Below are 13,563 nucleotides of genomic sequence, written 5' to 3'. Positions count from 1 at the left end.
GTGCGTTTCCTCAACGACATCCAGCCCCCGTACGACCTGACGTACGACGACGTCTTCATGGTGCCGCGCCGCAGCGCGGTCGGATCGCGTCAGGGCGTGGACCTCAGCTCCCCGGACGGCACGGGCGCCACCATCCCGCTGGTCGTCGCCAACATGACCGCCATCGCCGGGCGCCGCATGGCCGAGACGCTGGCCCGGCGCGGCGGGCTCGTCGTCATCCCGCAGGACATCCCGATCGAGGTCGTCACCGAGGTCGTGTCCTGGGTGAAGAGCCGCCACCTCGTGCTGGACACCCCGATCCGGCTGGCCCCGCACCAGACCGTCGCCGACGCGCTGGCCCTGCTGCCCAAGCGCGCGCACAACGCGGGTGTCGTCGTGGACGAGGCGCAGCGCCCGGTCGGTGTCGTCACCGACGCCGACCTGACCGGGGTGGACCGCTTCACGCAGCTCGGCGAGGTCATGTCCCGTGACCTGCTGCTGCTCGACGCGGACATCGACCCGCGCGAGGCGTTCAACAAGCTGGACGCGGCCAACCGCCGCTACGCGCCCGCCGTCGACCAGGACGGCAGGCTCGCCGGCATCCTCACCCGCAAGGGCGCGCTGCGCGCCACGCTGTACTCGCCGGCCGTGGACGCGGACGGCAAGCTGCGCATCGCCGCCGCCGTCGGCATCAACGGCGACTTCGTGCAGAAGGCCAAGCAGCTGCTGGACGCGGGCGTGGACACGCTCGTCATCGATACGGCGCACGGCCACCAGGAGTCGATGATCAGCGCGATCCGGCAGGTGCGGGCCCTCGATCCGCAGGTCCCGATCGTGGCGGGCAACATCGTCGCCGCCGAGGGCGTCAAGGACCTCATCGAGGCGGGCGCCGACATCATCAAGGTCGGCGTCGGACCCGGCGCGATGTGCACCACGCGCATGATGACCGGCGTCGGCCGACCGCAGTTCTCCGCCGTCATGGAGTGCGCCGCCGAGGCCAAGAAGTACGGCAAGCACGTGTGGGCCGACGGCGGTGTCCGCCACCCGCGCGATGTCGCCATGGCCCTCGCGGCCGGCGCGTCGAACGTGATGATCGGCTCGTGGTTCGCGGGCACGTACGAGTCGCCGGGCGACCTCCAGCAGGACGCCAACGGGCGCCTCTACAAGGAGTCGTTCGGCATGGCGTCCGCCCGCGCGGTGCGCAACCGCACGTCGGACGAGTCGGCCTACGACCGCGCCCGCAAGGCGCTGTTCGAGGAGGGCATCTCCACCTCCCGCATGTTCCTCGACCCGGCCCGCCCGGGCGTCGAGGACCTGATCGACTCGATCATCGCGGGCGTCCGCTCCTCCTGCACCTACGCCGGCGCCGCCTCCCTGGAGGAGTTCGCCGACCGCGCGATCGTCGGCATCCAGAGCGCGGCGGGCTACGCGGAGGGCAAGCCCCTGCACGCCAGCTGGAGCTGACGAACTCCCTTCTGTTCGGCCCCTGTTGTCCCGGCGCCCGGGATATTCGGGGGCCGTCGGCGTGTCCGGGGTCCTACCGTCGGGGCATGGAGATAGCCGTGTGCAGGGCTGAGGACATCGCCGTACTGGACCGCCTCCTGCCGTCGTACAGCGTCGACGGCAACCACCGGGCCCGGGTTCGCGCGGCAGGAGGCCGGGGAGAGCACCTATCTGATCCCCTGGCTCGACGGTCGTCCCGTCGGGCACGCGGAGGTCCGTTGGACGGGGTGCGCGGCGCCCGAGGTGCCGGCGGGCTGCCCGGAGATCAACGGCCTGTTCGTCTGGCCGCAGGCGCTCCGCTCGCGGGGTGTCGGTGCCGCCCTGGTCCGCGAGGCCGAGCGGCTGGCTCGCCTGCGCGGCATCGACGTCATGGGCCTGGGCGTCGGCGACGGCAACCCGCGTGCCGCAGCGCTGTACGCGCGGCTCGGCTACCGGCCCACGGTCACGTACGTCGACCGTCACGCGCACCTCGACGCCGAGGGCGTGCGGCACGAGCATGCCGACCCCTGTGTGTTCCTGGTCAAGGAGCTGTCGTCAGGCCCTCTTGACGTCAAGCGGCCTTGACGCGACGCTGCACCCATGACCACACCCCAGAGCATCGAACCCGAGCACACCCTCCTCACCGCGGTAGCCCGCCTCGACCACCTCCGCACCCGCGAGTCCCTCGCCGGCTTCGGCAGCGACGCCGAGGCGCTCGACCGGTCCGAGACGCTGGAACTGCTCGCCCTGACCGAGGTCGTCGCCCGCAAGGCCGCCTACGGCCGTCAGCTCACCGTCCGCGCGGCCCGCGAGGCCGGTGCCTCCTGGACGCAGATCGGGGCCGCGCTGGGGATGAGCAAGCAGGCTGCCTGGGAGGCGCACACGCGGTGGATCGACGCGCAGGCGGAGGTGTTCGGACAGCCAGGCCGGATCGGGTTCGACGAGGAGGATCTGGCCGCGGCACGGGCCCTCGCGGGGGAGCCGGACGAGGGCTGACCAGGGCGTAATCCGACGATCGAGGCCATCGCGCAACGCTCGAAACCGACCACGCAACGAATCAACACCCGCGTCCCACGAACGCAACGATCTTGCGGAGACGCGCAAGGTTGCCGCATTACGGCCGGGACGCGCGGCCTCGTAAGGTCGAGCGCTGTACCCAGCGCGCGGCAGGACCTCCGCTCGGCGGCCCTCTCCGCGCCGCCCGTCCCTGCCGCCGTGACCGGCAGCGACAAGGAGCCACCGCGTGCTCGACCAAGGCGCACCCCCGCACGACCGCCGTCAGACCGCCGAGCCGTCCCCGGGGCTCGGCGCGCGTCTGATGCGCCGCAAGCCCGTGGAACTCCTGGTCGCCGAGGGCGGCCACGGCGAGGGCGGCTCGCTCCGCCGCTCCCTCGGGCTCTGGCAGCTGACGATGATCAGCATCGGCGCCACCCTCGGCACCGGCATCTTCGTCGTCCTCGGCGAAGCCGTCCCCAAGGCCGGTCCCGCCGTCACCCTCTCCTTCGTGATCGCCGGCCTCACCGCCCTGTTCTCGGCCCTCTCCTACGCCGAACTCGCGGGCACCATCCCGGTCGCCGGCTCCTCGTACTCGTACGCCTACGCCACCATGGGCGAGCTGATCGCCTGGATCTGCGGCTGGTGTCTGGTCCTGGAGTACGGCGTCTCGGTCGCCGCCGTCGCCGTCGGCTGGGGCGAGTACCTCAACGAACTCCTCGACGGGACGATCGGCGTCACCATCCCGGACGCGCTGTCCGCCCCGCCCGGCGACGGCGGCGTCTTCAACCTCCCGGCGCTGATCGTCGTGCTCCTCGCGATGGCGTTCCTGCTCGGCGGCGCCAAGGAGTCCGCGCGCGCCAACACGGTCATGGTGTGCGTGAAGATCGCCGCGCTGGTGCTGTTCTGCGCGATCGGCATCCAGGGCTTCAGGTCCGGCAACTACGACCACTTCATGCCGCTGGGCATGGCGGGCGTCAGCGCGGCCGGGGCGACGCTCTTCTTCTCGTACATCGGCTTCGACGCCGCCTCCACGGCCGGTGAGGAGGCGAAGAACGCGCAGCGCGACCTGCCCCGCGCGATCATGCTCTCCCTCGTCATCGTGACGGCGCTCTACGTCCTCGTCGCGGCCGTCGCCGTCGGCGCGAAGCCCTGGCGCCGCTTCAACGACTCCGAGGCCGCCCTCGCCCAGATCATGCGCGACGTCACCGGCCAGTCCTTCTGGGGAACCCTGCTCGCGGGGTGCGCGGTCATCGCCATCGCGAGCGTCGTCCTGACCGTGCTCTACGGCCAGACCCGCATCCTCTTCGCGATGTCCCGGGACGGGCTGGTCCCCAAGGTGTTCGGCAAGGTCCACCCGAAGACCGGGGCGCCCCGCGCGAACACCGTCATCGTGTCCCTGTTCTGCGGGGTCCTCGCCGCCGCCATCCCGCTGGGGCAGCTCGCGGACGCGACCAGCATCGGCACGCTCTTCGCCTTCGCGCTGGTCAACATCGCCGTCGTGGTGCTGCGCCGGACCCGCCCGGACATGTCCCGCACCTTCCGCGTACCGCTGTCGCCGGTCCTGCCCGCCGTGGGCTTCGGGCTGTGCGTGTGGATGATGGGCAGCCTCTCGGCCGTCACCTGGGTGGTCTTCGGAATCTGGATGGCCGTCGGGCTCGTGTTCTACTTCGTATACGGCCACCGGCGCTCCCGACTGGCACCCACCGCACCACCCGAGAAGTGATCGATCCACCGTGCTGAACGAACTCGACGAACGCATCGTGCACGCCCTCGCCGAGGACGCCCGCCGCTCCTTCGCGGACATCGGGCAGCTCGTCGGCCTGTCCGCGCCCGCCGTTAAGCGGCGCGTGGACCGGCTGCGGGCCACCGGCGCCATCACCGGCTTCACCGTCCGGGTGGACCCGTCGGCGCTCGGCTGGGAGACCGAGGGGTTCGTCGAGATCTACTGCCGGCACAACACGTCCCCGGACACCATCCGGCGGGGGCTTGAGCGCTACCAGGAGGTCGTGGCCGCGTCGACGGTCACGGGTGACGCGGACGCGGTCGTCCAGGTCTTCGCCGCCGACATGCGGCACTTCGAGCGGGTGCTGGAGCGGATCGCGGGGGAGCCCTTCGTGGAGCGCACCAAGTCGGTGCTCGTCCTCTCCCCACTGCTGCGCCGCTTCTCGTCCGGCTCGCCGACGTAGGCATTCGGGGGCGACTGTCAGTGGGGCGCCGTACGGTCGAGGGCATGGCAGCACGCATCGATCTCACCCTGGACTGCGACGACGCCCCGCGCCTCGCCGCGTTCTGGAAGACGGCCCTCGGCTATGTCGACGAGCCGCCGCCCGCGCCCTTCGCCACGCGGGCCGAGTGGGCGGCTCAGTTCGAGCCGGTGGATGACGACTCCGAGGACGACGGCGCCTGGCTCCGCGACCCCGACGGCGTCGGCCCGCGCCTGTCCATCCTCAAGGTTCCCGAGCCCAAGTCGGCCAAGAACAGGCTGCACTTGGACATCCGGGTGCCGGTGCGGGGCGGCCCGGAGGAGCGGTGGGCAGCGATCAGAGCGGAGGCCGCGCGGCTGGTGGAAGCGGGCGGCCGGGTGCTCGCCGAGTTCGACGGACACCATGTCGTGATGGCCGATCCCGAGGGCAACGAGTTCTGCGTGGCGGGCAGTTGAGGCTCCGGACTCACTCCGCCGTCTTGCGCGCCAGCGCGTTGTTCCCTATCGAGTTGTGCACGCTGAAGCTCACCGCGTCCGAGCGGTAGCGGTCGTCCGACCACTCAACTGGTCGTCCTTCGCGGGTCGTTGTGACCCGGCGCACCCGCAGCAGCGGGCTGGTCCGGCGGATGCCCAGCAGCTCCGCGTCCTGCGCGCCCGCGGCGACCGCGTCGATGACGTGCTCGCCGTAGGCGAAGACCAACCCCGTGTCGTCGTACAGGCGTTGGGTCACCGACGGGCACTCCGGCTCGATCGCCTCGACGGCGGGGGAGATCCAGTCGGCGTACACCGTCCGCTCCAGGAGGACCGGCTCGCCGTCCAGGCCGCGGACCCGGAGCACGTGCAACACCGGTGTCCCCGCGGCGAGTTGGAGGCGTACGGCGTCCTCGGCGGTGGCCGGGCGGTACTCCTGCGCGACCACGTGCCCGGTCGCCTCGCGCTCCATCGCGCGGGCCCACTCGGCGAAGCTGCGCAGCTCCGCGAAACTCTGGCTGCGGCGGCTGGCCAGCACCACCCGGCGGGCGCCCTGGCGGGAGCCGATCAGCCCCTCGGCGGTGAGGGCCGCGACGGCCTGGCGGACCGTGCCGCGCGAGACGCCGTACTGCGCCGCGAGGTCCGTCTCCGCGGGCAACAGGCTGCCGACTGTGTACTCCTCGCGGTCGATGGCCCTGCGCAGCTCGTCGGCGATCTCCTCGTGTCGCGCCGTCATGCTTCCCCTCCGAGTTGACCACTGTGCACAGCGTGAGCAGCGTAGTCGAGTTCCCCCGGTGATCCGTGTCAGCCAGGAGTGTGCAGAGAAGAAGGGGTCACGGTTTCGCCAATGTTTACGAACAAGACACCATCACCCGGCGTACTGAGGCCAACTTGTTCAGACAAGTTCTGCCGACAAGTTCTCCGCTCTGCTCTAACCCTCGTGCGCACCCCTGGAGAGACCGTGACCGTGTCCCCGCCGAGAAACGCCGTCCTGGGTGGATCCCTCGCCGTCGTCGCCGCGCTCGCCCTCAGCGCCTGCGGCGCCGCTCCCACCAACTCGTCGACCACCGCCGACGGCAAGAACGCCGCCACCGCCACCTCCGTCGCCGACTTCGGCGGCATGGACGCCCTGGTGAAGGCGGCCAAGAAGGAGGGCACGCTGCACATCATCGCGGTGCCCCGCGACTGGGCCAACTACGGCGCCATCATCGACGGCTTCACCAAGAAGTACGGCATCAAGATCACGGACGAGAACCCGGACGGCTCCAGCCAGGACGAGATCAACGCCGTCACCTCCCGCAAGGGCCAGGACCGTGCGCCCGACGTCCTCGACCTCGGCTCCTCCTTCGCGCTGAGCGCCGCCCAGCAGGGCCTGCTCGCGCCGTACAAGGTCGCCTCCTTCGACCAGATCCCCGAGGGCCAGAAGGACCCGAAGGGGCAGTGGTTCAACGACTACGGCGGCTACATCTCCATCGGCTGCGACGCCAAGCGCGTGAAGACCTGCCCGACCACCTTCGCGGACCTGCTGAAGCCGCAGTACAAGGGCCAGGTCGCCCTCAACGGCAACCCCACCAAGTCGGGTTCGGCCTTCGGCGGCGTCTACGCGGCGGCGCTCGCCAACAAGGGCTCCTTCGACGACATCCAGCCCGGCCTGGACTTCTTCGCCAAGTTGAAGAAGAACGGCAACTACACGCCCGTCGAGTCCACCCCGGCGACCGTCGAGAAGGGCGAGACGCCCATCTCCATCGACTGGGACTACCTGAACGCCGGTTACGCCGACGAGTTCAAGTCCAAGGGCGTCGACTGGAAGGTCTCCATCCCGAGCGACGGCCAGTACGCGCAGTACTACTCGCAGGCCATCAACAAGGACGCCCCGCACCCGGCGGCTGCCCGCCTGTGGCAGGAGTACCTGTACAGCGCCGAGGGCCAGAACCTCTGGCTCAAGGGCTACGCGCGCCCGGTCCTGATGACCTCGATGGAGTCGGCCGGCACGCTCGACAAGACCGCCGCCGCCAAGCTTCCCGCGGTCTCCGGCACCCCGTCCTTCCCGACCGAGGCCCAGCAGAGCAAGGCCAAGACGGTCATCGCGTCCGGCTGGGCGAAGGCCGTCTCCGGATGACGGCCACGCTCACGCGGGCCGACGTCGGCGCCGCCGCTTCCGTGAAGCGGCGGCGCCGCGTCCCCGGCTGGATCGCCGTGGTCCCGCTGCTCGTGTTCGTCGCGGTCGCCTTCGGGGTGCCCGCCGTCGCGATGCTGAACGGCGCCTTCACCGTCAAGAACCAGACGGCGGGCGCCACTTCGTACAGCACCGCCAACCTCACCGAGTCCCTGAAGGGCGCCTACCTCACCGCGCTGATCGGCAGCGTCAAGCTGTCCGCGCTCTCGGCCGCCCTGGGCACCCTGCTCGGTCTTCCGCTCGCGCAGGTCGTCGTCACCTCCCGCTTCCGCGCGCTGCGCGAGGCCGTGCTCACCGCGTCCGGCGTCCTCGCCAACTTCGGCGGTGTCCCGCTGGCCTTCGCGTTCGTCGCCACCCTCGGCAACGCCGGTGTGCTGACGACCCACTTGGGCCTCAAGGACAAGGGCTGGGACCTCTACAGCTTCTCGGGCCTGGTCCTCGTCTACCTGTACTTCCTCATCCCGCTGATGGTCCTCACCATCACCCCGGCCCTGGAGGGCCTGCGCGCCCAGTGGCGCGAGGCCGCCGCGAACAACGGCGCGACCGGCGTCCAGTACTGGCGGCACGTGGCCCTGCCGGTGCTGCTGCCCTCGCTGCTCGGCGGGTTCGTCCTCCTCTTCGGCAGCGCGTTCGCCGCGTACGCCACCGCCGCGGCCATGGTGGGCAGTTCGATCCCGCTGGTCACCCTGCAGATCGCCGACGCCATCTCCGGCAACGTGCTGGTCGGCCAGGAGAACGTGGCCCTCGCCCTCAGCCTCGACATGGTCCTGGTCGCGGGTGTGGTCATGGCCGTGTACCTGCCCCTGCAACGACGGAGCGCGCGATGGCTGGACGCCTGAACCTCTGGCGGTGGGTCGTCCTCGGCCTGGCCGCCCTGTACTTCCTGGTCCCGCTCGCCGCGTCCGTGGTCTTCACGGTCGACGTGCCCGGCGAGGGCGTCACCTTCGACGCCTACACCCAGATCGTCTCCGCCGACGGCTTCACCTCCAGCCTGGTGCTCTCGCTGGAACTCGCCGCCGCCACCATCGCCGTCGTCCTGCTCCTGATGGTCCCGGCCATGGTCGCGCTACGGCTCGGAGCGCCCCGGCTGCGCCCGGTCGTCGAGGTGATCTGCTCGCTGCCGCTGGTGGTGCCGCCGATCGCCTTCGTCGCCGGTATCGCAACGGTCTTGAAGTGGGGCCCCGACTACCTGTCCCGCACCCCGCTGTTCGAGACCTTCGTGGCCATCCAGAACCCGAGCTTCCCGTTCATCCTCGTCCTCGCCTACGTCGTGATGGCGCTGCCGTTCGTGTACCGGGCGCTGGACTCGGGGCTGCGCGCCATCGACGTGAAGACCCTGGTCGAGGCCGCCCGCAGCTGCGGCGCGAACTGGCCGCAGGCACTCGTGCGGACCGTACTGCCCAATCTGCGCGGCGCGTTGCTCAACGCCTCCTTCCTCACGCTCGCCCTGGTCCTCGGTGAGTTCACCGTGGCCCAACTCCTGGGTTTCCAGCCCTTCGCCGTGTGGATCTACAGCGTCGGCGGGTCCAACGCCCAGCTCTCCGTCGCCGTCTCCGTGCTCAGCCTGGTCGTCACCTGGGCACTCCTCCTCACGCTCGCCGGTGTCGGCGGACGTGACAAAACCGCTTCGTCCCGGGGATGAACCATGACCGCCACCACGCTTGAGAAGACCACGACGGACAACGCCGCCACCGTCGAATTCCGGGGCCTGCGCCGGGAGTTCGGCCCCACGGTCGCCCTCGACGGACTCGACCTGACCGTGCGGCCCGGCGAGTTCCTGGCCCTGCTCGGCCCCTCCGGCTGCGGCAAGACCACCGCCCTGCGCATGCTCGCCGGCTTCGAACACCCCACGTCCGGTGAGGTGTTGGTGGACGGCAAGGACGTCACCGACGTGCCCGCGCACCGCCGCGACGCCGGGATGGTCTTCCAGTCGTACAGCCTCTTCCCGCATCTCAACGCTCTCGACAACGTCGCCTTCGGCCTCCGCATGCGCAAGGTACGTACGGCCGAACGACGGTCCCGCGCGGGCGAGTTGCTCGACCTCGTCGGGCTCGGCGACAAGGGCGAGCGCTTCCCGCACCAGCTCTCCGGCGGCCAGCAGCAGCGTGTCGCGCTGGCCCGCGCGCTCGCCCTGCGCCCGCGCGTCCTGCTCCTGGACGAACCGCTCTCGGCGCTCGACGCCAAGGTGCGGCTGTCCCTGCGTGAGGAGATCCGCCGCCTCCAGCAGGAACTCGGCATCACCACCCTCTTCGTGACGCACGATCAGGAAGAGGCGCTGTCCATAGCCGACCGGGTCGCCGTGATGCGCGCCGGAAAGCTCGAACAGTGCGCCGCACCGGCCGAGTTGTACGGCCGGCCCGCGACCGCCTTCGTCGCCGAGTTCGTCGGCACGATGAGCCGGCTCCCGGGGCACCTGACCGACGGGGTCGTCGAAGTGCTCGGGCAGCGGCTGCCGGTCGACGGCGAGGCGCCCGCGCTGACGGAGGTGGACGTCCTCGTACGCCCCGAGGCGATCGACGTACGGGCCGACGCCGCCGGTGACGCGCGGGTCGTCGCCACCGCCTTCCTCGGCTCGGTCGTCCGCCTCACCGTGCAGCTCGCCGACTCCACCGAGGTCAAGGCCGACCTGCCCGCGCACGAGGCCGCGGGGCTGGGCGCCGGCGTCGCCGTACGGGTGTCGCTGCCGGAACGGCCGGTACTCGTGGCAGAACGCATCTGACCTGGGGCCATGGTGGCCCGTAGTGCCCGTACTGAAAGAGAGAAACGTGACCCCCCACACCCAACTCCCGCTCCAGGCCGTCCTGTTCGACATGGACGGAACGCTCGTCGACACCGAGCGGCTGTGGTGCGAGGCGGTGGAGCAGGTCGCGGGCAGGACCCTGACGGACGCGGACCAGCCGGAGGTGCTCGGCCGCCCGGTCGAGCACACCGCCGACTGGCTCGCCCGGACCACGGGCGCGTCGGCGGCGGACCTCGCGGTCGAGCTCCACCGGGAGTTCGCCGCCCGCGTCCGCACCGGCATCGTGCCCCGGCCCGGCGCGCTCGCCCTGCTCGACGCCCTCGCCCGCGACGGCGTCCCCACGGCGCTCGTCACCGCGTCCCCCCGCGCGGTCGCCGACACCGTCCTCGAAGCCCTCGGCGCGAGCCGCTTCGCCGTCTCCGTCACCGCCGACGACACCGGGCGCACGAAGCCCGCGCCCGACCCCTACCTCGCCGCCTGCCGCGCCCTCGGCGTCGAACCGGCGGCCTGCGTGGCCGTCGAGGACACCCAGACCGGCGTCAGCTCCGCCGAGGCGGCCGGCTGCGCGGTCCTCGCGGTGCCGTCGCTGGCCCCGATCGACGCGGCCCCCGGCCGGACCGTACGGGACAGTCTCGTCGGGGTCACCCCGGCGGCCCTGCGCGCGATGGTGACGCGCGAACGGCCGTACGAGCTACGCGTGTTGACCTGGAACCTCTGGCTCGGCGGCAGCGAGGTCGACGACCACCGGACCAAGCAGCTGAAGGCGATCGCGGAGACCGGCGCGGACGTGGTCGGCCTCCAGGAGACGGGCGGCACGGCGGCGGAGGAACTGGCCGAGGCGCTCGGCTGGTACCACCACCGGGCGGGCGAGAACCTCGGTGTCATCAGCCGCCATCCGATCACCGCGCGTTTCGGCGACCCGGATGTCGGCTTCTATGGCGCGGGTGGTGTCCGGATCGCCGTGGGGGAGGGGCGTGAGGTCGATGTGTGGACCTGCCATCTCGACTACACGCCCTACGGCCCCTACGAGTTCGCGTTCGACGGGCTTCCGGCCGCTGATCTGATCGCTCATGAGGGCGTTCGGCTCGCCCAGATGCGGGATGCCCTTGGCAGGATCGCGGAGGTGGGCGACGACGCCGTTCCCGTTGTGCTGGTCGGTGACTTCAACTGCCCTTCGCATCTGGACTGGGCGGGTGTGGAGTGGCCGGTGACGAAGGCGGCGGCGGATGCGGGGTTGCGGGACTCGTACCGGGAGGTTCATCCGGACCCGGTCGCGTCGCCTGGGTACACCTGGTCGCCGATTCATCCTGTGCACGAGGACGGTAGTGGGCGCGATGAGCCGCAGGACCGGATCGACTACGTCCTGTACCGGGGGCTGAGCGTGCTGGACTCTCGTACGTTCGTGGTCGGCACGCCTAGCCCCTGGCCGGATGTGGCCGGTAACTGCTGGCCGTCTGACCATGCGGCTGTTCTTACGGTGTTCGTGGTGCCCCGGAGTTAAGTGCGCCGCTGGAAGGTCGGTATGTCGGCTGCGGGTCCGTTGTGGCTGGGCGCGCAGTTCCCCGCGCCCCTTTGGGGCGCGTTGCCGGGCCGCCTGTCAAGCCATCAGGGGTTCCAGAAGAAGGACACATGCGCGCGGTCGAAGCGGCGCTCGGTCAGATCCTGTCGTGGAATTACCCAGTGGAGGGTGGAGCCCTCGCGGCCGTCCAGGCCGATGTCCCACTGGGCGAGCAGTACCCAGTCCTCGGGGGCGGGCAGCTCCGTGGTGTCGCCTCGGAACCGTCGTGAGTCCTTCGCCTCGTCGGCCGCGTCCAGGACGGGGTCCGTCTCCGTGCACTCGTGGGAGGCGTAGCCGCCGATGTGCAGCGGTCCGTCGACGACGATGTCGCCGTACGTCTGCTCCCACGTCTCGGCCAGCTCACCGGCATGGGGATGGCCGGGGAGCGTGACGACCTCCCCGCCGCGCTCCTCGGTCCAGAACAGGGAGTGGGACGCCATGGAGATATCGGGCGCCAGCCGCAGCTCCTCCTGGGGGAACTGTTCGCAGATGAGTTCTTCGTAGTCGTAGTTGTTCTTCGGCCTCCGCTCCTCGACGGGTGTCCCCTCGGGGATGTACACGACCTCTCCGGCCGGTCCTATGTAGCTCGGCAGTTCTGGAAAGCCGAAGAGCAGCAGGCGGCCGTCGGCAGGCAGCGGAAGGCCCGTCACCTCCTCCGGCAGGGCCGCGCAGTCGAGGGTGGCGAGTAACGGGAACCAGGGGTCGGGGACGTCGGCAGGCAGCAGCAGTGGCCCGCCGAACCTGCCGACGACCGGCCCGTCCCCACGGGTGACGAGGGTCGCGCAGGGACGGGCGTCGGCGATCCAGCCCTCGACGTCCTCGCGCGGTATCCCGCGCCGCAGCGCCTCCGCACGGAACGGCGCGAGCCGGTTGATCAGTTCAGGATTCATGGGCGGAAACCTACGCCCGAGGACTGACAACGGGTGCACCGCTCCGGAACCACCGGCTCCCACCAGGCACGCAACGAATCGCCACCCCGCCCCACCCGCACGCAACAAACCGCTCACCGGCGCGCAACAGCTCCTTCTTGTCCGGCCCGGCCCCTCGGCCGTACCGTCTAGGTGGGCCCCGATAGGTGGCTCTTCAACCTCTTCAGCCTTTTCAACCGCTTCAGCCCTTTCGTACCGGTGAGGAACAAGACATGCGCACCGCCCTCCTCCAGAGCTCCGGGCGCCCCGGCTCCGTCGTCGAGAACCTCAAGGTCCTCGACGAGGCGGCGGGCCGCGCCGCGGCCGGCGGTGCCGCGCTGCTCGCCGCGCCGGAGATGTTCCTCACCGGATACGCGATCGGCGACGACGTCGGCCGCCTCGCCGAGCCCGCCGACGGCGACTCCGCGGACGCCGTCGCCGAGATCGCCGGCCGGCACGGACTTGCCGTCGCCTACGGCTACCCCGAGCGCGACGGCGACGCCGTGTACAACTCGGCCCAGCTGGTCTCCGCCGACGGCACCCGCCTGGCCAACTACCGCAAGACCCACCTCTTCGGCGACTTCGAGCGCGCCCACTTCACACCCGGCGAACAGCCGGTCGTCCAGGCCGAGTTGAACGGTCTGACCGTCGGCCTGATGATCTGCTACGACGTCGAGTTCCCGGAGCCCGTCCGCGCCCACGCCCTCGCCGGCACCGACCTGCTCCTCGTCCCGACGGCGAACATGCACCCGTTCCAGTTCGTCGCCGAGGCACTGGTCCCGGTGCGCGCCTGGGAGAACCAGATGTACGTGGCGTACATCAACCGCATCGGCCAGGAAGGGGAGTTCGACTTCTTCGGCCTCTCCACCCTCGCCGGTCCCGACGGAGTCGCCCGCACCCGCGCCGGCCGTGGCGAGGAACTCCTTCTCGCGGACGTCGACTCCGAGTTGCTCGCCAACTCCCGTGCGGCGAACCCGTATCTGACGGACCGTCGCCCCGGCCTCTACGGGTCCCTCGCCTGAATCCCCCCTGCTGTTCCCGCACTTGTAC

The 13,563-nt window shown here is 70.8% G+C and carries 14 protein-coding genes; 12 read left to right on the top strand and 2 right to left on the bottom strand.

All coding sequences use genetic code 11. The features are described 5' to 3' along the window. The 6 genes from R2B38_RS05025 (at position 1) to R2B38_RS05000 (ending at position 5,116) form a co-directional block, all read left to right on the top strand. Complete coding sequence (locus R2B38_RS05025; protein WP_318015150.1) at positions 1 to 1,443, top strand: GuaB1 family IMP dehydrogenase-related protein; 1,443 nt, start codon at positions 1 to 3, stop codon at positions 1,441 to 1,443. A gap of 108 nt (positions 1,444 to 1,551) precedes the next feature. Beyond that, complete coding sequence (locus tag R2B38_RS05020) at positions 1,552 to 2,046, top strand: GNAT family N-acetyltransferase (protein ID WP_411978559.1); 495 nt, start codon at positions 1,552 to 1,554, stop codon at positions 2,044 to 2,046. A gap of 15 nt (positions 2,047 to 2,061) precedes the next feature. Continuing rightward, complete coding sequence (locus R2B38_RS05015; protein WP_318015149.1) at positions 2,062 to 2,457, top strand: hypothetical protein; 396 nt, start codon at positions 2,062 to 2,064, stop codon at positions 2,455 to 2,457. A gap of 247 nt (positions 2,458 to 2,704) precedes the next feature. Beyond that, positions 2,705 to 4,180: an amino acid permease gene (locus tag R2B38_RS05010; protein WP_318015148.1), complete on the top strand. Its 1,476-nt coding sequence runs from the start codon at positions 2,705 to 2,707 to the stop codon at positions 4,178 to 4,180. Positions 4,181 to 4,190: 10 nt separating this feature from the next. Beyond that, positions 4,191 to 4,643, top strand: a complete 453-nt coding sequence (locus tag R2B38_RS05005) for an Lrp/AsnC family transcriptional regulator (protein WP_019059706.1) — start codon at positions 4,191 to 4,193, stop codon at positions 4,641 to 4,643. Between the two features lie 44 nt (positions 4,644 to 4,687). Beyond that, positions 4,688 to 5,116, top strand: a complete 429-nt coding sequence (locus tag R2B38_RS05000; RefSeq protein WP_318015147.1) for a VOC family protein — start codon at positions 4,688 to 4,690, stop codon at positions 5,114 to 5,116. Between the two features lie 10 nt (positions 5,117 to 5,126). On the opposite strand, the gene R2B38_RS04995 is transcribed toward R2B38_RS05000, so the two are convergent. Further along, a complete protein-coding gene (locus R2B38_RS04995) occupies positions 5,127 to 5,867 on the bottom strand; it encodes a GntR family transcriptional regulator (RefSeq protein WP_318015146.1) in 741 nt (246 codons plus the stop codon). Between the two features lie 225 nt (positions 5,868 to 6,092). Between R2B38_RS04995 and R2B38_RS04990 the strand changes: the two genes are divergently transcribed. From R2B38_RS04990 to R2B38_RS04970, 5 genes are read left to right on the top strand one after another with little or no spacing between them, the layout of a single operon-like run. Next, a complete protein-coding gene (locus tag R2B38_RS04990; RefSeq protein WP_318015145.1) occupies positions 6,093 to 7,250 on the top strand; it encodes an ABC transporter substrate-binding protein in 1,158 nt (385 codons plus the stop codon). Then, entirely contained in the window at positions 7,247 to 8,146 is a 900-nt protein-coding gene (locus R2B38_RS04985; RefSeq protein ID WP_318015144.1) for an ABC transporter permease, read from the top strand. Before R2B38_RS04990 ends, R2B38_RS04985 begins: the two co-directional genes overlap by 4 nt. After that, complete coding sequence (locus R2B38_RS04980) at positions 8,131 to 8,949, top strand: ABC transporter permease (protein WP_318015143.1); 819 nt, start codon at positions 8,131 to 8,133, stop codon at positions 8,947 to 8,949. Before R2B38_RS04985 ends, R2B38_RS04980 begins: the two co-directional genes overlap by 16 nt. Positions 8,950 to 8,952: 3 nt before the next feature. Further along, positions 8,953 to 10,026, top strand: a complete 1,074-nt coding sequence (locus R2B38_RS04975; RefSeq protein WP_318015142.1) for an ABC transporter ATP-binding protein — start codon at positions 8,953 to 8,955, stop codon at positions 10,024 to 10,026. A gap of 46 nt (positions 10,027 to 10,072) precedes the next feature. Then, complete coding sequence (locus tag R2B38_RS04970) at positions 10,073 to 11,548, top strand: HAD-IA family hydrolase (protein ID WP_318015141.1); 1,476 nt, start codon at positions 10,073 to 10,075, stop codon at positions 11,546 to 11,548. Positions 11,549 to 11,652: 104 nt separating this feature from the next. On the opposite strand, the gene R2B38_RS04965 is transcribed toward R2B38_RS04970, so the two are convergent. Further along, complete coding sequence (locus tag R2B38_RS04965; RefSeq protein WP_318015140.1) at positions 11,653 to 12,495, bottom strand: DUF1963 domain-containing protein; 843 nt, start codon at positions 12,493 to 12,495, stop codon at positions 11,653 to 11,655. A 251-nt stretch (positions 12,496 to 12,746) separates the two neighbouring features. On the opposite strand from R2B38_RS04965, the gene R2B38_RS04960 reads away from it, so the two are divergent. Further along, a complete protein-coding gene (locus tag R2B38_RS04960; protein ID WP_318015139.1) occupies positions 12,747 to 13,535 on the top strand; it encodes a carbon-nitrogen hydrolase family protein in 789 nt (262 codons plus the stop codon). Positions 13,536 to 13,563: the final 28 nt, after the last annotated feature.

The sequence above is a fragment of the Streptomyces sp. N50 genome (genome assembly GCF_033335955.1).
GTDB lineage: Bacteria > Actinomycetota > Actinomycetes > Streptomycetales > Streptomycetaceae > Streptomyces.
This window is presented reverse-complemented; position numbering and strand designations above follow the sequence as displayed.